This is a genomic window from Streptococcus sp. CL6.35 (genome assembly GCF_049737915.1).
Classification (GTDB): domain Bacteria; phylum Bacillota; class Bacilli; order Lactobacillales; family Streptococcaceae; genus Streptococcus.
Genome location: NZ_JBKOTU010000001.1, coordinates 156,236 through 178,476, shown reverse-complemented (window position 1 = coordinate 178,476; position 22,241 = coordinate 156,236). Strand labels below are relative to the sequence as shown.

The 22,241-nt window shown below is 36.8% G+C and carries 18 protein-coding genes; 3 read left to right on the top strand and 15 right to left on the bottom strand.

Translation table 11 applies throughout. The features are described 5' to 3' along the window. Window positions 1-67: 67 nt before the first annotated feature. The 15 genes from ACLNCP_RS00915 to rexB form a co-directional block, all read right to left on the bottom strand. On the bottom strand, window positions 68-1,057 hold the full coding sequence (locus tag ACLNCP_RS00915; RefSeq protein ID WP_261052414.1) for a glycosyltransferase: 990 nt from the start codon (window positions 1,055-1,057) through the stop codon (window positions 68-70). Between the two features lie 252 nt (window positions 1,058-1,309). Then, window positions 1,310-2,335 (bottom strand): glycosyltransferase, encoded by a 1,026-nt coding sequence (locus tag ACLNCP_RS00910; protein WP_261052413.1) that lies wholly within the window; start codon window positions 2,333-2,335, stop codon window positions 1,310-1,312. Window positions 2,336-2,360: 25 nt separating this feature from the next. After that, window positions 2,361-3,341 carry a glycosyltransferase gene (locus tag ACLNCP_RS00905; protein WP_261052412.1) on the bottom strand — a complete coding sequence of 327 codons (981 nt, stop codon included), beginning with the start codon at window positions 3,339-3,341 and terminating at the stop codon, window positions 2,361-2,363. Window positions 3,342-3,355: 14 nt separating this feature from the next. Continuing rightward, window positions 3,356-4,465, bottom strand: a complete 1,110-nt coding sequence (locus tag ACLNCP_RS00900) for a CDP-glycerol glycerophosphotransferase family protein (RefSeq protein ID WP_424843894.1) — start codon at window positions 4,463-4,465, stop codon at window positions 3,356-3,358. Continuing rightward, window positions 4,462-5,541 (bottom strand): glycosyltransferase, encoded by a 1,080-nt coding sequence (locus tag ACLNCP_RS00895; RefSeq protein ID WP_424843893.1) that lies wholly within the window; start codon window positions 5,539-5,541, stop codon window positions 4,462-4,464. The genes ACLNCP_RS00900 and ACLNCP_RS00895 overlap by 4 nt, the downstream gene beginning before the upstream one ends. Window position 5,542: 1 nt before the next feature. Continuing rightward, a complete protein-coding gene (gene tagD, locus ACLNCP_RS00890; protein WP_424843892.1) occupies window positions 5,543-5,941 on the bottom strand; it encodes a glycerol-3-phosphate cytidylyltransferase in 399 nt (132 codons plus the stop codon). Further along, a complete protein-coding gene (locus ACLNCP_RS00885; protein ID WP_049544613.1) occupies window positions 5,938-6,771 on the bottom strand; it encodes a glycosyltransferase in 834 nt (277 codons plus the stop codon). Before ACLNCP_RS00885 ends, tagD begins: the two co-directional genes overlap by 4 nt. Before the next feature lie 16 nt (window positions 6,772-6,787). Beyond that, window positions 6,788-7,888: an EpsG family protein gene (locus ACLNCP_RS00880; protein ID WP_424843891.1), complete on the bottom strand. Its 1,101-nt coding sequence runs from the start codon at window positions 7,886-7,888 to the stop codon at window positions 6,788-6,790. 30 nt (window positions 7,889-7,918) lie between these two features. Further along, entirely contained in the window at window positions 7,919-8,572 is a 654-nt protein-coding gene (locus ACLNCP_RS00875; protein WP_203213488.1) for a CpsD/CapB family tyrosine-protein kinase, read from the bottom strand. A 1-nt stretch (window position 8,573) separates the two neighbouring features. After that, entirely contained in the window at window positions 8,574-9,122 is a 549-nt protein-coding gene (locus ACLNCP_RS00870; RefSeq protein ID WP_424843890.1) for a YveK family protein, read from the bottom strand. A 198-nt stretch (window positions 9,123-9,320) separates the two neighbouring features. Continuing rightward, entirely contained in the window at window positions 9,321-9,896 is a 576-nt protein-coding gene (locus ACLNCP_RS00865) for a sugar transferase (protein WP_261050985.1), read from the bottom strand. 231 nt (window positions 9,897-10,127) lie between these two features. Further along, complete coding sequence (gene cps4B, locus ACLNCP_RS00860; RefSeq protein WP_424843889.1) at window positions 10,128-10,859, bottom strand: capsular polysaccharide biosynthesis protein Cps4B; 732 nt, start codon at window positions 10,857-10,859, stop codon at window positions 10,128-10,130. A 305-nt stretch (window positions 10,860-11,164) separates the two neighbouring features. Continuing rightward, on the bottom strand, window positions 11,165-12,343 hold the full coding sequence (locus ACLNCP_RS00855; RefSeq protein WP_424843888.1) for a hypothetical protein: 1,179 nt from the start codon (window positions 12,341-12,343) through the stop codon (window positions 11,165-11,167). A 212-nt stretch (window positions 12,344-12,555) separates the two neighbouring features. Beyond that, entirely contained in the window at window positions 12,556-16,206 is a 3,651-nt protein-coding gene (gene addA / locus ACLNCP_RS00850; protein ID WP_424843887.1) for a helicase-exonuclease AddAB subunit AddA, read from the bottom strand. After that, window positions 16,203-19,478, bottom strand: a complete 3,276-nt coding sequence (gene rexB / locus ACLNCP_RS00845; RefSeq protein ID WP_424843886.1) for an ATP-dependent nuclease subunit B — start codon at window positions 19,476-19,478, stop codon at window positions 16,203-16,205. The genes addA and rexB overlap by 4 nt, the downstream gene beginning before the upstream one ends. 117 nt (window positions 19,479-19,595) lie before the next feature. Between rexB and ACLNCP_RS00840 the strand changes: the two genes are divergently transcribed. From ACLNCP_RS00840 to ACLNCP_RS00830, 3 genes are all read left to right on the top strand, one after another. Continuing rightward, window positions 19,596-20,405, top strand: coding sequence for a Cof-type HAD-IIB family hydrolase (locus tag ACLNCP_RS00840; protein ID WP_424843885.1), 810 nt, complete (start codon window positions 19,596-19,598; stop codon window positions 20,403-20,405). Window positions 20,406-20,546: 141 nt separating this feature from the next. Beyond that, the gene (locus ACLNCP_RS00835; RefSeq protein WP_424843884.1) at window positions 20,547-21,455 is read left to right on the top strand and encodes an ABC transporter ATP-binding protein; all 909 of its coding nucleotides are present in this window, start codon (window positions 20,547-20,549) and stop codon (window positions 21,453-21,455) included. Window positions 21,456-21,465: 10 nt separating this feature from the next. Continuing rightward, entirely contained in the window at window positions 21,466-22,218 is a 753-nt protein-coding gene (locus ACLNCP_RS00830) for an ABC transporter permease (protein ID WP_424843883.1), read from the top strand. The last annotated feature ends 23 nt before the right edge of the window (window positions 22,219-22,241 follow it).

Sequence of the window (22,241 nt, the reverse complement as noted above, 5' to 3'; positions counted from 1 at the left end):
AGTATTCTCCTCTCTCATAAAGTAAATGAAAATGAAATAAGTTTTATCTCTTAAGTGATACTTCTTATTACTTTTGAGTTTTAAAAAAAGATTTTATATGATATTTTTCTAATCGCCATTGCATAGCTCTAACAACTCTTGTAATTAGAACAATATGTTTTGGAAACAATCGATACAATCTAATTAATAAAGACGGCTTCGAACTACTTGCATATCTGTTCAAATAGAAAAAATATTTATCTTTATATGGATTCCCTTCATGAATACGATAATCTATAATATGCATTAATACTAAATCAAATAGTCGGCGATATATATATTCTAGCGAAGCAGTATCCTCAGCGTATAATTGTTCTACTTTGGCACAAATAGTAAACAAATCTAAATTTTTTTCGCTAAATTCTCGATTCATAATACTACCAAATCGTAAGCGATAAAAATATCCAGTATAATTTATTTTAACCAGTTTTCGAATGTGCAGTAGGATTCCTATTCCTTCATAAACATCTTCATAAAATAATCCTTCTGGAAATGGAAAATCCTTAATCACTTCTCTTCTGTACAATTTTGCCCATGCATTTAAACGAACAATATTATCTTTACATAATGCTACCAATGTTTCCTTGCCATTTCCTTTAAAAACATTCCCGATATTTTCACGTGATTTCTGCTGCAATTCTTTTTGATTATGAGTATACCAGCACTCTACAATATCAATATCTTCTGAATCCATCTTTTCTATTAATTGATACAGCATATCATCCTTAATGATGTCATCGCTATCCACAAAAGTAATAAATTCAGCAGTTGATTCCTGAATTCCTCTGTTACGCGCCCCGCTCAACCCTCTGTTTTCTTGATTTATTAAATGAAAACGGTTGTCTTGTTGACAATATCGTTCACAAATTTCCTGTGACTTATCAGTAGAACCATCGTTTACTAATATTACTTCTATATTTTTATATGTTTGCCTTTTAATGCTATCTAAACATTCATCTAAATATTCTTCAACATTATAAACAGGTACAATTACACTTATTAACTTTTCTAATTTCAACTTTTCTCCTTTTCTCCTTTTCTCCTTCTTTAAGAATGTATTTGCAACAACAATGTATTATTACGTGGTTAAATTTCCTTTATTTTTATTGAGTTTATCAAATTCATACTTAATAGAACTATGGACAGGTTATACAAAATAAATATGTTCATTCTTATAATTATTTATATCTTCAAAATATCAATTAGAACTAACATCATCAATATTTACAAATATGATAAATTCGGTTATTAAAGTACATACTCCAACATTTCACAAGATACTTTGAGCTTTATCTTTTACCAAACGAGTAGAAACAAAGCTATTAAACTTATTCCTTGTATAATTTATTTTATTACGAATATCCAAATAATGTAAATAAAGCGGAAATATAATTATAATAAATAATCTCGGAGAAAAAGTATACCATCGTAATAATCTACTGTTTTTTAAAACTTCTGAAGATTTTTTTGCAATTCCAATATATTTTTTTAGATTCTCGTCGTATTCCTTAAAATAAGGATGACCAGGGCGAATTTTATATAATTCAACATGAGCAATACATACTAAAAAGAGTGCTTTAGCTATATATGGTAATAATTTATCCTCACTAAATTTTTCTAATAAAGAATCCCCAATTTTAAATAAATCTAAATTTTTACTATCAAATTTTCTTCTCATAGTACTTCTAGAATGGATACGATAATAGTAACCAACGTAGTTAATTTTCCTCATTTTTTCAATATTCTGTAATGAAACAATTCCTGAATACAAGTCTTCATAAATTAAATTTTCTAAAAATGGAGTCCCCTCTACTATTTTTCGACGGTACAATTTAGCTACAGGATTCCACTTTATCTCCATATCGAGACATTTTTTTAGTGCCTCTGACGAAGTAAACTCCTCAATTTTCAACTGTCTATTTTTAATATTATATATTTCTTTATTTACTGTAAAATCACATTCAACAACATCGATTCCTGTGTCCATATAATTCATTAATTGTTGTAACATATCACTTTTTATAACATCATCGCTATCCACAAAAGTAATAAATTCACTTGTAGAAGCAGCTACTCCATTGTTGCGAGCAACACTTTGCCCTTGATTTTCTTGATTGATTAATTTAAAGCGATTATCTTTCTCACAATATCGTTCACATATTTGCCTTGAACTATCAATTGAGCCATCATTGACTAGTATCACTTCAATATCAGTGAAAGTTTGATGCCTTATACTTTCTAGACATTCTTCTAAATATTCTTCTACATTATAAACGGGCACGATAACGCTAATCATAAAATAATTACCTTCTCATTTATTTTTATTCATCGAGCTTTACTTCTTTAATGCCATTTTTGAATTTCCAAATTGCGTAATAGATTGGAAATACAATTGAATTATAATATTTTGGGCAAATATTATAGAGCTTAATCAAACGTGACGCTCTAGCCAAGTCTGGATTTTTCTTGGTGATAGTTACATAGTCGGCCAATTTCTGATTATAGACTTCTGCATATGGATTTCCTTTACGGATATAACCTTGATAATGCATAGTTGCTATATCCACTAAGAAGCTACCAATATAAGGAAGAAGTTCTTCACTATCAGAATACAACTCTATTAACTTGTCACAAACTACGAATACGTCTAAATTTTTTTCAGTAAATGTTCGATGCATAGTACTCGACTGATGTTGACGGTAATAATATCCTACATAATCAATTTTCACAATCTTTCGGATATATTTAAGCATCCCAATACCGCTATAAATATCTTCAAAAATAAACCCTTCTAAATAAGGAACAGCTTCAACGATTGATCTTCTATAGAGTTTTGTAACTGGGTTCACACTTAGAACATGGTTTGGAAAGATTTTTACTGCTTCTTGAGAATTTCCCTCAAAAAGGATTTTTGTATCTTGAGACTTTTCTGCCAAGAATTCCTTTTTATGTACGGTGAATTGACTTTCTACAATATCTACGTCTTCACCCATATGTTGCATTAAGGTTTCTAAATAATTCGCTAGGATAATGTCGTCACTATCCACGAAAGCAATGAACTCGCCTGTCGAAGCTGTTACTCCATTATTTCGTGCAACACTTTGTCCTTGGTTGGTTTGATTCATTAATCGGAAACGCTTATCTATTTGGCAATAATGCTCACAAATAGCTTGTGAGCCATCTGTTGAACCATCATTGACTAAAAGGACTTCAAGGTTTGTGTATGTTTGATTTTGAATGCTGTCTAAACACTCTTCCAGATAAGTTTCCACATTATAAACCGGTACGATTACACTAATCATTCTTTATCCTAACCTTATATCTTTAATCCAATTTCATCCAAAAGAGTCTTTGTAAAATCTTTTTGAATGGCATTAACCTTGTTATTGATTTTTTTTCGTTCTTCAATATGAATATCTTCAGATTTCATGACACTCTCTAGGAATTCTATTAAGTCATGCGAATCACGAATGACACTCCCCACCATAAGACTCTTGATATCTTCAAATACAAAACCACGTTTTTCTTTGTATTCCTCATAATCATTAATGGTAAATGCAACTGGCCTATTTAATAAATAATAATCTAAAAATACTGATGAATAATCAGTAATTAATGCACTTGTTGTTCCCAAAAAGGTATATAAAGTCTCATACTGCTCACTAATAATCTCTTCTGTTAATAGATGAATGGTCGAATAATTCATTTCGAATTGTAACTGAGATTCCTCAAGAGGGTGAAGTTTAATATAAAGTTGATACCCATAGTTTGAGAGTAGTTCTTCAATGTTTTGAAAATCCTCTTCTTCTAAAGAAAATATCAATGCTGCTTGGCTGTCATGATAATTTTTAGAATTACGATAAGTTGGCATCCAAATGATCTTCTTCTCTTTTTTCTCTTTAAAGAGCTCATCATTCCGAATATTACCAACAAGAAGCATCTGCTCATCTTTAGCATTAAAAGCAGCTTTCATGATTGGAGTAAATAATTCTGAAGAGGAGACTAATTTTGTAAAGAAATTATAGTCAATTTTTTCCATTCCAACTTCAAGATTCCCAATTTTTTTCAAGGGCATTCCATGCCACAAGTTGACAACCATCTGGTTTGGTGCAGGTTTTATAGGATACTTGCCAAATGAATAGAAAAAATATTTAGATGTTAAAAAATAAAAGAAACCTCGATAAATAGAAACATACTTTACATCATGTTCTTTTTCTAAATGATAAAAATCATTAGATGCACAAACGATTTCATATGCTTTGTGATAGCCATTGTCCACTAAATAGTGATAGAGTGTTCTAAGATTATCTCTAAATCCCCAGTTAGAATAGAGAACAATTCTATTCCTTTTCTTGGGAATAATTTTATTTAGTTTATAAGTAAAATCACTTACTTTAAAAAGTAAGGGTTTTAAATACTTGATCATTCTCTTTTTAAACCTTGCTTATAAATTTCTTTTAAATTTTGAACATTTTCTTCAATGTCAAACCGCTTTAGATGTTCATTCAGCTGTCGTTGCTTATCCTTGAAAGGCGCCTTTTCTATATAGTTTACCCATTTATCCTTATCTAGAGGCATAGCTGTACAGAGTTCACCAACTATCTGAGTTGTCGGATCAATCGTTTCATTCATGATAATATTGACTCCGGAACACTGAGCTTCTACCAGCACGATTGGGAAACCTTCATACAAAGAAGGAAAGGCAAAAATATCAAAGGCTGAATAAAATTTATGAACATCTTCTCTTTTTCCTGTAAAGATAATATTCTTAAATTCCTTACTTTTTCCTTCTAGAGTTGAACGATCTGGTCCTTCACCAACAAAGAAAAAAGTAACATCAGGCAATTCTTTAGCAATTTCAATCAAAAAACTCTGGTTTTTGAAGGGATTTAAAATACCAATCATCCCAACTACTTTTTGATGTTCAGCTATATGAAACTCTTTGCGAATTTCTTCTCGAAAAGTTGGAGAAAACCGATACTTGTTGATGTCAATTGCATTTGGAAGGATTTGAAATTCTTTTTTTCCAAATATCTTCAATCCAGCTAATTGACCACAAGAGATTCGATGGGTCGCATTTTTCAAAGCTAAAAAGACCAAAAATTGATTGCGAATACTTTTTAACCAAGTGTCTGAAAATTGGCTACTATGATTGTGGTAAATCCTAACTGGAACACCATTTTTTCGAGCATAGTAATTATGTATAAAAGCAGTTATAGGATTATGGACATGAAGAATGTCAATTTTATTATTTTCATAAAATTGACGACACTCTCTCGCATAGGCAAATAATTTAGAAATCTTTAGGGCAGGAAATACAATGCGTTTGATTTCTTTTTCATCTAGGTATTGATTAAATGGGAAATGAGCCTCTCCATTTGACTCTCCAACCATATATTCAAACTCTTGATCATCAGTTGGAATATGATTTTTGATAAAACTTTGTACCCCACTCATGGTATTCCTTACACCACCTGTTACATGTATGACCTGATATTTCATCCTAGTTTCCTTGATTCAAATCATTCTTTATCTTAGAAGTTGAAATTTCTTTTGTTCGTGATAGGTAAACAACCTCTATTCCAAAATCACTTAAATAATCAAATTTTCCCTGCCAATCATCTCCAATAACAAACACATCAGCATGATACTTTTCGATGTCTGAGATTTTTTGATCCCAATTTTCTTCTGGTATGACAAGATCCACATATCTGATAGCCTCTAATAGCGATTTTCTTTTTTCGTAATCGAAATAACATTCTTTATTTTTTTCTAGTCTATTAAATTCATTGGTGGATAATCCTACAATCAAATAATCTCCCAAGGATTTTGCTCTTTTTAAAAGATTAATATGACCGTAATGTAATAAATCAAATGTTCCGTATGTAATGACTCTCTTCATATCTTCCTAACCACCTCTACATCTTCTCTCATTTTTTTCCTATAGACCCATTTCCTAACTGAATTCGGAAGAATTCGAACCGCATTACGAAGGAAAATATTTCTAAGAAATTCTACTAGACTAATGTCTCTTCTACGATAAAAATCTAATTGGAGCATAAAGTCCGTCTTTACATACAAGAAACCGCCTCTACGCAGATAGCTAGAATCGTTAGTCTGCATGACAACCAAGGGATCCTGGATATTCAAAAAATCCTTGGTTGGATTATCGTGTAACAATCTCATTGTGAGGTCATAATCCTCTAGATAGCGGAACTTACGATAATTACCAGCCTTCAAGATATATTTTTTTTTCATCATACTCGATGGATTATTAAAGGGATTTCTCATTTTCGAATATTGACGAATTTCGGCTGTAGTTTCTGGTACTTTCTTTAAGGCGGTAAACTCTGTATTTTTCTCTAGGATATTGGAACCAACCATGATGAGGTTGGGATTTTTTTCAAAGGCTGCTGCTTGCTTTTCAAACCTTGTTTCTAGAGAATAATCATCACTGTCCATTCTAGCAATGAATTCTGTTTGGCATTGATTGACTCCAAAGAGAGAGGCTGGTCCTGAGCCTAAATTTTCAGGTAAATGAAAAACTTTTAAAATCGGAATCTCTCTCTGCAACTTTTGGATTTCTATTTCTAACTCTTCAGTCAATTCGCCATCACAAACTAAAATGATTTCTGTCGGTTTAAGGGTCTGCTGATAAGAACTTAGTAAACTTTTCCTTAAATTTGTAGGAGTCTCTTTTTTATAGACTGTCGTTAGAACTGAAAATTTCATTTTATAACTCCTAAACCTAATTTCCAAATAACCAATCTACAATAACTGAACGGTAGGGAACGACATGGTACCAGTCAGCTTTAAAATAAACAATGACTAGAAAGATTGAAGCGTAAACCAATATCATCAAATAAAATAAAATCCATTGAACTTTTTTGTCACCTATTTTAGATAAAATCATAGGGATATATAGGCAAATAAAGGGGGTAAAATAGTGTGCGAATCTGCCAAAAAGACTTGTTTGCAAAGTTGACGCAGTAAATAAAAAGGAGATAAAGAACAAAGTTCTTATAAATTCTTCTTCAGTCGATAACTTCTGTTTTCTAATCACTAATTCACCAAAGATCAGAACGATACCATACCAAATTGTTAAAAATACAGGTGCCCATTTATTGCTTTCCAAAAACCATGATGATTCCAGATAGGAAGTATACTGAGGGAAGAAAGAAATAAAGATAGTTGCAATTTGTTTGATAAAAGGTAAGATGATTAGAAATGCAAGGAACACAAATTGGTATATTCTTTTATTTAAAACGATTTTTTTAAGGGGGAAAAACAAGAGGCAGACGATACCAGATGTATGAAATAAGGGAGTTAGTAAGATAAATACCCATGCTAAAATCTTCTTGTTTTTTACTAAGTAGTGAAACCCTAAAAAACTTAAAGCAATCGCCAGACCTTGCCTGATATTTGATAAAGAATAAAAAAAGAGTCCTAACGAGCTGAAGTAAATCAGTAAACTCATGTAAACATTTTTAGAATGCTTATAAAGAACAAAAAACCAACTTAATAAGGTCAGAAATGCAAATACGAATAAGAGGAATGGATAATGATCACTGAAGTTTCTTAGAAAAATAGTGAACAGTAAGTACCCAATTTCAAATCGAGAACTAAATAAATGTGATAAATCTGGAATCTGAATATTATTTGATTCAAAAATATGGATATAAGTTCCTAAGTCTCCTCCGACGCTAGAAGTACGAAAACCCGCAATGATTAAAAAAAAGAAAAAAGTCGGAAGAACAAGGAAACCTAATTCTTTTGCTTTATCCTCATATTTCAATGAGAAAAAGGCAAGAAAAGAGACATAGACGAACATTAAAAGATAGATTGTCATTTTTTCTCTCCTGCCTTTCAAATAGTTAGTTTAATAATAGTAATAATAGGTGTCTTTATGTGAATCCATTTTATTCATTATCACACCAAGTAGTCTAGCTCCAACATGGTCTAATCTTCTTTTTGCTTCTATTATTTGTCGTCGTTTTGATTTTTTGATATCTACTACCAGAAGGGTAGCATCCGAAATACTGGCTAAAACTTGGGCATCAGTTGCTGCTAGCAAGGGAGGTGTATCGATAATGACATAGTCATAAAAATCTTCAAATGCTTTAAGTGTTTCATCCATCGAAGAACTAGCTAACATCTCAGAAGGATTAGGCGGAACAGGTCCTGAAGTCAGTACATCTAAATTCACATCATTTATCGTTAGATGATTAATGGAATCTACACCAGATCTTTTTAATAAGAAGGTGCTGAGACCCTCGGTATTACTTACCTCTGTTAATTTATGTTGGGTTGGTTTACGCATATCTGCGTCTATGATAATCACTTTTTTCCCTTGTTGAGCCAATGAGGCAGCAAGATTGATACTGACTTCACTCTTTCCTTCGTTAGGATTGGCACTTGTAACGACAATAATTTTAATATTTTTTCCAAATTCTGAGAACTGAAGATTACTCCTTAAAGTTCTAAAGGACTCAGCTACGATGGATTTACTGTTATGAATAACTTCGATATGCATGTCACTCACCTCTTCTCTTTCTCTCTATAGTCGGAATCATCCCGAGAACAGGTGTTCCCACTAACTCTTCCAAGTCTTCGTAAGAATCAATCGAATCACTCAATACATATTTGAGGAAAATAACATTAAATCCTACAAAAGAAAATACTAGAATAGATACAAGAAGATTCTTCCATAGAACGGGATAAACTGGAGAATCACTTCCCAGTGCTTCTGTAACAACTGACAAGTTGTCGCGCTCTAATCTATCTGCTGTAAATTTCTTGTACTGAGACACATACTCTTTAATATAACGTTCTGCTAAGTTTCGATCTAGCGCTCGTACTGTTACTGTTACCAACTGAGATCCTGAGTCATTCGTTAATTTAACCGATTTGATTTTAGCGATGTCATCAGGTGACAAACCTAATGCTTTATTGGTTTCATCTTTTACTGGGGGGAGATCTGCTATCTCTAAATAAGTCTTAGCTTGTTTTTGAAAGAGGTTTATAGCTTCAATCGTTTGCGCATCATTATTTTGCCCATTTGTTTGGCTTGAAGTGTTCTTCATTATGAGCTTAGAGGATACACTGTATATAGGAGAAATGATAAAAACAGTATATAGACCAACTGCTGTCGTCCCTACTATAGTAAATAGAAGTAAAAATAGTAGTTTGCTTTTTATCAAAGAAAAAACTCTATTAATATTTTTATTAAAAATAGTCATATTATTGTTTGTTTCCTTTTATTTATTTTTGCTTTCTTAGAACTATCTAGAGCCGTTCCCAGTAACCATCACTTTAATTGTTTTTAATAGTATAAGAAAATCTAACTTGATACTTTCGTGATTGATATAGAATAGATCGTAGACTAATTTATCTTTAGGAGTTAATTCATAACCGCCATTTACTTGAGCCCAACCTGTAATTCCTGGGCGAACAGCTAAACGTTCATTAAAATTAGGGATATCTTTCAAAAATTCATTGATAAACTCTGGTCTTTCTGGTCGTGGCCCAATAATGGACATCTCACCTTTAATCACATTGATAATTTGTGGTAATTCATCAATTCGTGTTTTACGAATAAAACGTCCAACTTTTGTAATGCGTGTATCATTTTTGCTCGCCCATTTATGACCGTTCTTTTCAGCATCTTGATACATGGAGCGGAGTTTATAAATTGAAAACCTTCGTCCATTTAAACCAATTCGTTCTTGTATATAAATAGGATTACCACTTGATTCGATTACAATAAAGATACAAGCTATTAAACAAATTGGGACAATTAATAGTAATGAGGGTATAGAAATTAGAAGACCTAAAATTCTCTTAATTCTCCTATACATAAGCATCATTCTCCTAGAAAAACTAAGGCGCACGCATATATATGCGTGCGCCACTCACTACGTTGATGCATATATATATATATATATAGTCCCGAGTATAAAAAAGTCAGAACTAATAAAAATATGTATATTTACCAAGAATTAAATCATACAGTTCAATATAACATAAAAAAATAAGATTTTCAAGCTTACGTGATTAAAATACAGGAAATACACCTAAATTAAATGTTGCTAAATATTTTTGTTCGATATAATCAACTGAGGATTCACTAAAAATAATTCTTCCGCTCTTTCCTTTCCATACTGATGACTAATCACGTCAAATGCTTGCTTCATATATGGTGGTCTTGAGCTTAGATTATGCATATCGCTAGCCACACAGTGAACTAGATTATAGGATAGAAAATACTGAGCTCTTTTTTTGAGTAAGCGATACTTATCCCCGAATATTTTAGGCTTAAGAACACTCGAGCTATTTATTTGAGTATAACATCCCATATCTATCAGCTCTTTAACTCTTTTTTCATTTTTTTCTAGTTCAGCATAGCGTTCAATATGGGCAATGACAGGTCTAATACCTAACAATAAAACTTTATTTACTGCATTGCGGATTTCCCAATAGGGGGTGGTCGGGCTGAATTCAATCAAAGCATATTGTGTATCGTTCAGAGTAGGAATCTGCTTGCTTTCCAATTTGTCAAGAGCATCTTGGGTGAAGTATATTTCAGCTCCATATAAAATAGTTAAGTCAGGCAGTTCTTTCTTAGCAAGTGCTTGAACCTCTTTAAAGTTGGTCATAATTGTATCTTCTGGAGTTTCAAACATATTTTTACGACGATGTGAAGTGGATACAATTGTACGAACTCCCTGTGAAAAAGCTTCTTTCAGAAGAGCTAGGCTTTCTTCAATTGTGCTTGGTCCATCATCTACACCAAAAACAATGTGAGAGTGGATATCAATCATGTAATATTTCCTTATATAATAGAGTTTTAGTTACTGTAATAAATAATTCCTGCATTTATATATAAGTATTTAGAATAACCTATAAATATTGGTTTATACAGTTTGTTTTCCTGATGTTATTATACTACGAAACATTAAAATAAGCTACTTATAATTAAGTCTCTCATAATATTTTAAAAGTTATCCAGTATAATAAAGCATATATCAATAAGCGTGTTTTGTTTTCGAATAAATCTGTTGAGAATAATAATGACACTGACTATTAAAACTAACACCTACCATGGCATTTCCACGGCAGGTGTTACTTATATCAATAATCGTTCTAAAAATGGTTTGATGCAGTTGAGAAGAATTCCATCTATCCAGCTTTCTTGTGCTGAGGATAGATGTTCTGTCTGAAGGCTTTCTTTTAAGAAGTCTCGGACTTGTTCTGGTGAGATTTCAAACTCAAAAGCTTTCATTTTATAGAAAAAGTTGATGAGATGATCTGACAGGTATTGGGTTGAAAAGGGAACTTCTCCACTTTTTCGATATTCTAATAAGAGTCGAGCAAATCGGGATTTTTCTTCAGGAAGGTCACGAAAATAGGAATTGAGGAGCCAAGTCTGCTTCTGTTTTCTTTCAACTGGATCCTGACTCGCAATTCGTTGGTCTTTTTCCAGCTCTTTTTGATATTGTTTGGCCTTGATGGCCCGTTCTGTTCTATTTTTACCAAAAAGAATTTTCTCCCATTTGCGTTCTTCTTGAGTCAGGGTTTCTGTAAAACCAAAATAATCTTGATAGGCACGCTCTGCTGGGCCCATGGCTAGGACCAGATTATCTGCATATTGCTTGGCGATTTTATCCCTCTTCTTGCGCTCTTTCTCTGCCTGGATACGGAGTTCTTGTTCGTAGTCAATTTTCTCCTTGCCTAGCTTGACAAGGTAGAGTTGATCATCTGGTTTTCCAAGTAAAAAGGGTTTGATACACTTTTCAAGGACTTCCTCCATACGAGCCTTCTTCTTAGGCTCAGCCTTGGTCCAACTGCCACCTTGAAAGACTTCTAGGAAAAGCTGGTAGTCTCTCTCAGGTGAGAATTGATTACCACGATTAGGCTTGAAAACACCTTTTTCCCAGAGCCATTTTAGAAGGCGCTCGTCAAAGTCACTTTTATTGACCTTTATTTTTTCCTTTTTCTGGGCTTTTCTGGTTAGATTTTCAACCTTTCTGAGTAGTTTTTCTTCCTCTTCCAATTGCTGGTCAAGGGACAATCGATGAAAATGACGAACACAATCGCTACCAATTGGAAAGAGGCGTTGGCCTGTGACTCCGTTAAAGAGTTCGTAGGCGTATTTGATGGCATTCCCACAGACGCAATTGCTACGGCCGATACCGTTAAAAATCAAGGAAACTTCATTCCATTCCTTGGTAGCTTGTTCCCAAGTATCAGCTTTTGAAGCCTGTAAAACCGCATCATGTAGGGATTTTCTAACTGGAAGTGTCATGAGGTCTCCTTTCTAATACTCAATGAAAATCAAAGGGCAAACTAGGAAACTAGCCCCAGGTTGCTCAAAGCACTGCTTTGAGGTTGCGGATATAACTGCCGAAGTCAGCTCAAAACACTGCTTTGAGGTTGTAGATAAGACTGACAAAGTCAGTCACATATATACGGCAAGGTGAAGCTGACGTAGTTTGAGAGATTTTCGAAGAGTATAAATTATACTTTTACAACTTGAACCTCGTCTTTACCGAGTAAAATCAAGTATTTGTCAATATTTTCAATCGAATAGGCTCGAGATAAAGCCTCTCCGTATAGGGCTAATTGACCACGATAACGGTCTATGAGTTGACTTGGTTCATCATAGCGGTCTGTCTTATAGTCGAACAGAACAATTTTGTCTTCGTAAAGTAGATAGCCATCAAGGATACCACGGACAACAAAGTCTTCCTGACTCTTTTGGTCTCGTTTGAGCATGGAGAAAGGTTGCTCGCGATAAAGATGGTCGGTATTAGAGATAATTTCCTGACCGAGTGCTGTGTCAAAGAATGCAAGAATTTTAGCAAGATTGATCTTGTCTCTGACAGCTGGGCTGGTTTGAACTTGTTTAAGAGTTTCTGTCAGGCTAGCAAGGGTTGGTTGCTGGCTGAGGTCCATTCTCTGCATGAGTTCGTGGGTGGCACTACCAATCTCAGCTCCTGTTACCTTTTCTTTGGTTGAAAAATCTGGCAAATCAAAGCTGATTTTCTTGTCTACTGACTGACCTTGACCTGCAATCTCGACACCTTCCATATCCATAACTGGTTCGTAGAATTTCTTGATTTGACTTGGGGTTTGAACACTTGGCAATTCAATAGCTGCGCGGTGAAGAGTATTATAGACTTCTACCTCTTTCAGCATTTCCAGAGCTTCTTTGATAGTTTCAGACTGGCGGATGTCTGCTTGAGAGCTATCTTGGAGAGGACTCTTGATTTTCAACTCCCCGATGGCTTCTCTAGTCAGCTGATCTTCGCCAACAAAACGATAACTAAAGTTGAGATTGTCCTTAGAAAATACTTTGCTGATAGCCCAAAGCCAATCTTGGAAATTCTTGGCTTGAAGCCTAGTATTGCTATTTAGTTTCCCATTTTTAGCTGCTGGGTATTCCTTGGCTTCCAGCTTTTCACGAGATCCCTTACCGACAAGATAGAGCTTTTTCTCAGCCCTCGTCATGGCAACATACAGCAGACGCATCTGCTCTGAGTAGCTTGCCAGCTGTAATTCTTCTTCGTTCTGTCTATAGGTCAGACTAGGAATGGAGAGTTTGATGGTTTTAGGGTAGTAGGCTTCCACTGCTCCTGTCTCCATCTTGGCAATATACTTGACACCTAGTCCATTTTTACGACTGAGAATGACTTCTGACATAGAGTCTTGCTTGTTGAAATCTTGATCCATATTGAGAATAAAGACGTAAGGAAACTCCAGCCCTTTACTCTTGTGAATGGTCATGAGCTCTATTGCATCTTTTGGCGGTGCGACAGCCACGCTTGCCAAATCGTGCTGGGCTTCTAAAACCTGATCAATCATACGAATAAAACGCGACAAACCCTTGAAATTGCTCTTTTCAAATTGATCAGCACGCAGTGCTAGGGCATAGAGATTGGCCTGTCTAGCAGGACCATTTGGCAAAGCTCCAACATAATCATAATAAAAACGGTCATTGTAAATCTTCCAAATCAAGTCATAGAGGGAGTGGGTTTTGGCGTACAAGCGCCAAGAGGCCAAGATATCCATGAATTGCTTTAGTTTCTCAGCTAGAGCTGAGTGAATCAAGACTTTTTGGCTACTTACCTGTTTTTGAGCATTTACTAGTTTCTCATAGAGATTTTCGTGGACTTTATCCTCTGCTTTCTGAAGGGAAAAACGTGCTAACTCGTCCTCATCAAAGCCAAACATAGGAGACTTCATAAGGGCAACCAAGGCATAGTCTTGAAGAGGATTGTGAATGACACGAAGGGTGTCTAGCATGACTTGCACTTCTAGGGATTGAAGATAATTGTTTTGCTCTCCGTCAGTTTTGACAGGAATTCCGTACTCAGACAGGGCGAGAAGGATCTGGTCATTACGACTGCGACTGGAGGTCAGAAGGGCGATTTCTTTAAAGGAAACACCTTGTTCCTTATGTAGTTTAAGGATTTCCTTGATAACCAGGCGCATTTCGCCTGTTAGTTTCGTTTCTGCCTGCCCCTCTTCTTCCTCACTTGTGTCGTCCTTATCGTAGATGAGAAATTCTGCCTTGTTGTCTGGATTAGGAGTCAGTTTGGTATTGGCAAAAACAAGCTGGTGCATGTTATCATAGTTGATTTCGCCGACCTCTTGGTCCATAAGGCGTTCAAAAACATCATTGGTTGCTGATAGCACTTCTGAACTACTACGGAAATTTTCTTTGAGGAGAATGAGCTTGCCCTCTTTTGGATTTTGCGCATAGCGTTGGAACTTTTCATTGAAAATCTGCGGATCTGCCTGACGGAAACGATAGATAGACTGCTTGATATCTCCCACCATAAAGCGATTGTGTCCATTAGAAAGTAATTCCAGCATCCGTTCTTGAATATTGTTGGTATCCTGATACTCATCGACCATGACTTCATGGAAGCGCTCCTGATAATCCTGACGAACTTGTGGGAAATTCTCTAAAATCTCAATGGTGTAATGGCTAATATCAGCGAATTCAAAGGCATTTTCCTGACGTTTGCGCTGACGATAAGCTTCTACAAAATCACTCATGAAGGCTTGGAAGGTTTTAGCTAGTTCCCATGTATCTCCATGATAACGTTCTTGATAGTCGAGAATGGTTATCTGGTCTGACAGTTGTCCTAGTTTAGCAAACTGAGTCTTTCTCTCTTCGTTGTAGGCATCGACCAGCGGCTTCAAATCAGCCTTACGACTGGCATTGGTCAGAGCTCGACCATTTTTCTCTTTCGAAATTGCGACAACACGCGCAAGTACTGCCTGATAAGCCTGACTATCGGACTCCTGATTTAGGGAGCCAATTTCATCCAGAATCAACTGAACATTTTCTAAATAGGCTGCCTTTGGAAACTCCTTGGCATCATTATCCAGATGATAACGAAAAAAGCTTTCCAAATCCCAAAGGGCTTGTTTGATTTGCTCAGTCAATCTTTCTTTTTCACTGGTAAAATCAGCTTTCTCAAAGCCTTTGAGGAAAGATTCACTCAGCCATTTCTGAGGATTGCTGGTGGATTGGAGGAAGTCATAGATTTTATAGACTTGCTGGCATAGCCCCCGTTCATCTTTTCCACGTCCAGCAAAGTTTTTCAGCAAATGACTAAAGGTTTCTTTCTGTTTACCTTGGTAATGGGCTTCAAAGACCTCATGAAAGACTTCGTTTTTTATAAGAAGTTGCTCGCTTTGGTTTTGTAAAATCCTGAAATTAGGCGCAATATCAATCAGATAGCCATGTTTGCCAAGGAATTTTTGTGTGAAAGAGTCCATGGTTCCGATGGCTGCGTTGGGTAGGTCTGCCAACTGGCGGCCCAAGTGTTGTTTGAGGTCAATGTCATCGCTTTCTTGGATTTGTTGGCTGATTTTTTTCTCCAAACGTTCTTTAAGTTCAGTCGCAGCCTTGACGGTAAAGGTTGAGATAAAGAGTTGAGAAATTTCGACACCACGCGCCAATTGGTCCAGAATACGCTCGGCCATGACAAAAGTCTTCCCAGAGCCAGCCGATGCTGAGACCAGGATATTCTGGCCAGAAGTGTAGATAGCTTCAATTTGCTCGGCAGTTTTCTTTTGTTCCTTGCTCGAATGCGCTTCTGCTTCTTGAAGTTTTTGAATTTCCTCCTCAGTTAAAAAGGGAATGGGCTTCATCGATTCAACTCCTCTCTTATTTTTTCAAACCAAGCTTGCTTGAGTTTTTCTCCGACCAGACGCTTGCCATCAGTTAAGTCCAACTTTTCTAGGAAACGGGCTTGGCCCAAGTGGTAATTGGCTTCAAATCCGGTGATGGCTTGATGTTGCTGAACATACGGTGCAATACTTCTGCCATTTTCAGTATAAGGATTAATGGCGAACTGACCTGCTAAAATTTTCTCAGCTGCTTTCTTGTAAAGTTGGGCATTGTAGTCCAGCAGGAGCTGGAATTCCTCATCTGTCAGCTGATTAGCCTTGTTTTTATTGTAAAATTCACCCAAATGACTGCTTTCTTTTTCTAAAAAGAGGCCTTGGTATTTCATTGACTTGCTAGCTTCTACTACTGCACCTGCCAGACTTTTAACGGCCATCAGAGATTGGACAGGCTCAGCCATTTCCAAGTACATGGCACCGAAAAAGTTCTGCTCCCCTTCTCTTTTTAGGGCAGCTAGATAGGTTGGCAACTGGGAATTGAGCCCATTAAAGAAATGAGGAAACTGGAACTGAGTTAGACTAGACTTGTAGTCTACTACTCCTATCGCCCCATCAGCTTTCAATCGGTCAATGCGGTCAACCTTACCTCGTACAAAGACACTGCGCCCATTATCCAATTGAATAAAGGCTTGCTCTTTCCCACCGAAATTTGCTTCTTCTTTGATGGTTTCGATGGCTGGATTATGGCGGAGAATGTGACCAGTCGTCCGTGCAACATCAAGCAAAACTTCTTTGGTAAACTGGGCTTCCAAACTTTCTTGATAAATGGCTTCAAATTCGCGTTCTTGACTGGTTTCTTGGATAGCTTGTTCTAAACGTTTGTCAAAGGAATCTTCGTCAGGCAACTGCAAGGCGCGTTCAAAAATGCGGTGTAAGAAATTCCCATGACTGCGGGCATCAGGACGTAGACGTAATTCCTCTTGCAAGCCTAAAACGTAGCGGAGGAAATAACTGTATTGGTTTCGGTAAAACTCCGTCAAACCAGACGTAGACAGGTAAAATTCCTTGTCAGCTGGATAGAGAGCCTGTAAGGTATCCTTGGTCAACTGCTTACTGCTTGGACTGATTGGGAGGGCTGGATTTTCCAGACCTTGCTGTTCTAGTTTTTTACCCATCACACGCGCAAGAACCTTGACAAAGGTCAAATCTTGCTCAGTATCACTCGTCTCGCCCTGCTGGTGATAGGCAACCAGACTGGACAAAAGACTGTGATAGGACCCCATATCTTCCTTAGACAGCCCTTTGTGATTCATCCTCTTCTCTTTCCGCCTAAATCCAAAATTGACCAACTCTTGAAGATAGGCAGATTCCTTGCTTTCACTTTCGTTAAAAAGGCTTGGAGCCGACAAGACCAACTGCTTACGAGCAGAATTGACCAAGGAAAGCATAGTATAGCGATTTTTCTTGAGATTTTCACTGCTGGCAATCAGCAATTGTGCCCCATCTTCTGTCGCTTGGTTTAGTCTCTGTCTTTCTTCGTCTGTCAAAAGACTGGTATTTTGGGCAATTTTTGGTAAATTGTCCTGTGTTAGCCCAATGGCGTAGACAAAGTCAGCCGTTAAGGGTGCAATCAAATCGTAACTCTGCACCAGGACAGTGTCCACTGTTGCTGGAATGGTGCGATACTGAGATAGGCTCATTCCAGAATGGAGCAAGGCTAGAAAGTCCTCTAGATTAACTTGCGAACCAGCAAAAACAGTCGCAAATTGTTCTAAAACATGACAGAAGGCTTTCCAAACTTCAGTCTGTCTTTCCTGATCAAGAGCTTCCATAGTGGCTGTCAAATCTTGGAGCTGCTTGGTCACAGCTCCTTCTTTTAGAAAAGAGTTCCACTTTTGCAAGAGATTTTCAGCCTTTTGTTTTCGGCTAGCAAAAAGAGTCTCAAGAGGGGTTAAAATACGCAGACGAAGAGCATTTAAACGTTCCAAATTAAATTTTCCATGGTGGAATTTGGTGAAGGCTTGCTGAAAGGCTGGCAAGCCATTGATACCAAGATAGCGGATATATTGCTCAAAAGCATCAATATCAGCCTGACTAAGGTCGGTATACAAACCAGTTCTGAGAAGGTTAATCAAATCTTCCTGACGGAAACGATAGCGTTTTAAAGCTAAAATAGATTCGACAAACTGTGTCAAGGGATGATGAGCCATGGATTCGCTTCTACCAAGATAGAAAGGAATCTGATACTGGTCAAAAATCGTTTTTAGAGATAATTGATAAGAAGGCACATCACCTAAGAGAATACGGAAATGCTTGTAACTCAGGTCTGGATTGGCATGTAATTTCTGACGGATGCTACGGGCTACCAACTCCAACTCTTCTTTTTGCGTCAAACAAGACCAGATTTGTAAGTTTTCACGGTCTTTCTCATCGACATCCAAAGCGAGTTCTGAAAAGTCATAAGAAGACTCCAACAAACGAGAGGCCTTGTCAAAACTATCTATCTTCTCATGAGTTTTAGAACGGTCTTGAGCAGGCGTTTGGTATTTAGCAGCTAAATGATGGAGAAACTCCACGCTGGCTTGATAGAGATTGCCCTCGCTAAAGGGACTGGTATAAGCTTTCTTACTAGCATAAGCCCCAATAACAATCTCAACACCCTTGCTATGAAGTAGGTCCACAATTCGCTCTTCCTCACCAGAAAAACGAGTAAATCCATCAATAACCAAGGCAATTTTAGTAAAATCACTACTAACTTTGTTATTCTCAATAGCCTCAATCAAATGGGACAACTGACTTCCCTGAGCTAACTGCCCTTGGTTAAGATAGGCCGTTACTTTCTCAAAAATCAAGAGTAAGTCTTCTCGCTTGTCCTCATCCGTCAAACTCTCCAAGTTCAAAAAACTCATCTGAGATTTGGTCATCTCATGATAAAAATCAATCAACTGCTGGATAAATTGAGGATCCTGCTTGATAGCTCCATAAACACGTAAATCCTTAGGATCAAGTTCGGCAAGACATCTGTAAAAGACCATCCCAAGACCAATATCATCTAGACTGGTCTTGACAGGTAGGTCATTCAAAATCAGGTAACGAGCCATCTGCGCAAAGCGCGTGACGGTAATCGCAAAAGAAGCCTGCTGGGACAAGCATTCCAGCACGGCGCGTTCCTTTTCAAAAGAAAGAGAGTTGGGAGCGATGTAAAAGACCCGCTTGCCAGCAGCAACTAACTCTTCTGCCTCTCTAGTTAGAATTTCTGTCAAAGAAGTCCGAATATCAGTATAAAGTAATTTCATCTCCGCCTCGTTAGAATTTTTCATTACCTTTTATTATACCATGATTAGCCCGAAGATTCCTCCTCCTTTCCTCCAAAATATGCTATAATAATACCAAAAGAAAAAGAAGGAAGACCTATGATTAAACTACTAGCCTTGGATATGGACGGAACCCTCCTCAATGAAGCCAAGGAAATCCCACAAGCTCACATTACTGCTATTCACCAAGCTATTGAAAAAGGTGTCAAACTGGTTCTCTGTACAGGTCGCCCGCTTTTCGGTGTCCTCCCCTACTACAAAAAATTGGGACTCGACCTCCAGAATGAGTATGTCATTGTCAATAACGGTTGTTCAACTCACCAGACAAGTGACTGGGGACTAGTTGACTGGCAAGAACTTAGTCCAGCAGACATCGAATATCTCTATGACCTAGCTGAAAAAAGTGATGTTCAGTTGACTCTTTTTGATGAGGAGCATTATTTTGTCCTCGGTGGTAAGCCTAATGAAATTGTTCAAAATGATGCCAAGCTGGTCTTTTCAGACCTGACTGAAATTTCTCTTGAAGAAGCAACCAGTGGCAAGTTTCGTATGTTCCAAGGTATGTTTTTAGGAACAGAGAGCCAAACAGACGATTTTGAGCAGAGTTTTGCTGAGGAGCTTTGCCAACGATTTAGCGGTGTTCGTTCGCAGCCTGTTATTTATGAAGCCATGCCACTTGGAACAACAAAGGCTACTGCTCTTTCTCGACTAGCAGAGATTTTGAAGATTGATTCCGCAGAAATCATGGCTATGGGCGATGCCAATAACGATATCGAAATGCTCCAGTTTGCTGGGCTTGGTGTTGCAATGGGAAATGCCAGCGATTATGTCAAATCCCTAGCTGATGATGTTACAGCCAGCAACGAAGAAGACGGCGTTGCGCGTGCCATTGAGAAGTATATTTTATAATTAAGAAGCCCAGTTTGTGTCAACTGGGTTTTGATATTTAATAATTCCTAAAACTTTAGAAACTCTTTAGAAATCCTTGAGCTTTCTTTGATTTCTATGCTCTATACTAAAGTTATCAAAATAAATCAAAAGGAGAGAATCATGAAAACAGTACTTGACATTCATGGATTGTCCAAAAACTTTGACAAACAAGCTATTCTTCAGGATCTTCATCTAACGATAAGAGAGGGAGATATTTATGGACTTATCGGGAAGAACGGAGCTGGGAAAACCACATTGATAAAAATCATTACACAACTACTGTTTGCAGATAGAGGAACTGTTTCCCTCTTTTCTAGTCAATCGGAAAATGAGTGGACCAGGGCTCTATCTCGAGTAGGTTCTGTTATCGAATCACCCGTAGCACATAATCACTTAACAGCCTATCAAAATTTGAATTATTATTGTATGATTCGTCATATTCCAAATGCTGATCAAGTCATTCGAGAAACCCTGGATTATGTAGGTTTGCCAGATACAGGTAAGAAAGTCTTTCGTGATTTCTCTCTAGGAATGAAACAAAGACTTGGCATCGCCATTGCCCTCCTATCGAAACCAGACTTCCTGATCTTAGATGAACCTATCAACGGACTTGACCCAATTGGTATCAAAGAATTTCGTCTGATGATTCAACGGCTCAATCAAGAAAAAGGAATCACCATTCTCATCTCTAGCCATATCTTGTCAGAACTCTATCTCGTAGCAAATCGCTTTGGTATTTTAGATCAAGGTAAGATTATCCGTGAAATCAGCAAAGCTGAATTTGAAACACTAAGTGAGGATTATATTGTGCTTAAGACAGCCGACCAAGAGAAAGCTTGTCAAGTATTAAAAGAACAAATCCAGCTCCAGTTCAAGGTTGTTAATCCAGAAAATGAAATTCACATCTTTGGTCAGGAACAAGATGTCAAACAGATTCTTAAGGAATTAACCTTGGCAGATGTCGCCATTGACGAGATTTACTATGCTCGTCAAAACCTAGAAGAATACTTCACTCAATTGGTCCAATAGGAGGAAAATCATGATACATACCATTCAAGCAGACTTTTACCGTCTTTTCCGCTCCAAAGGATTCTGGATTACAGAATTCATTCTCTTTGTCCTCTTGCTAATGGGTGCCACTATCGGGGCTACTGGTCATCTGATGGCAATTCAGACAGAAGAGCCAGAAATTCAAACCCATGGTTGGGAAGGTATTCAAGCTCTTATCAATGCGTCTAGCAATGATTCAAACCTTGTTTTTCTCTGCATTATTCTAACATGTTTAGTTCTTGGGGTCGATCTAATCGGCAAGCTTTATAAAAATAGTTTGACAGTTGGCGTTTCTCGTACAGAGTTTTTCTTCGCTAAATCCTTTGTTCTAGCAAGTATCGCTCTCTTACAACTCATCGCCAGCCTTGTGATTGCTTTTGTTCCCTCAACTCTACTAAACGGACTTGGTACGATACCTGATGGTTTTGTTACTAATCTCCTCTCAATGATTTTCCTTCAATTTCTCTGCCTTCTCGCTTGGCTTTCGATTATTTCCTTTATTCTCTACCTGACTCATTCTTATCTTGCCGTATTTATTGGTTATCTGATTAGCTCTATCATCCTTTCTATGCCAATGATCATTTTTCCAAATATCAAATATTTACCATATTTGTCCTTGCATTTTTCCTATGCTATGACTGCTAATAGTGAATCCATTTTCTATACCCTTATAGTTACCTTAGCTGTTATTGTAATCTTTAATCTAAGTGGACTGGCAGTTTTCAAAAAGAAAAGCCTATAAAAAATGACCTCCTCTAGCCTACA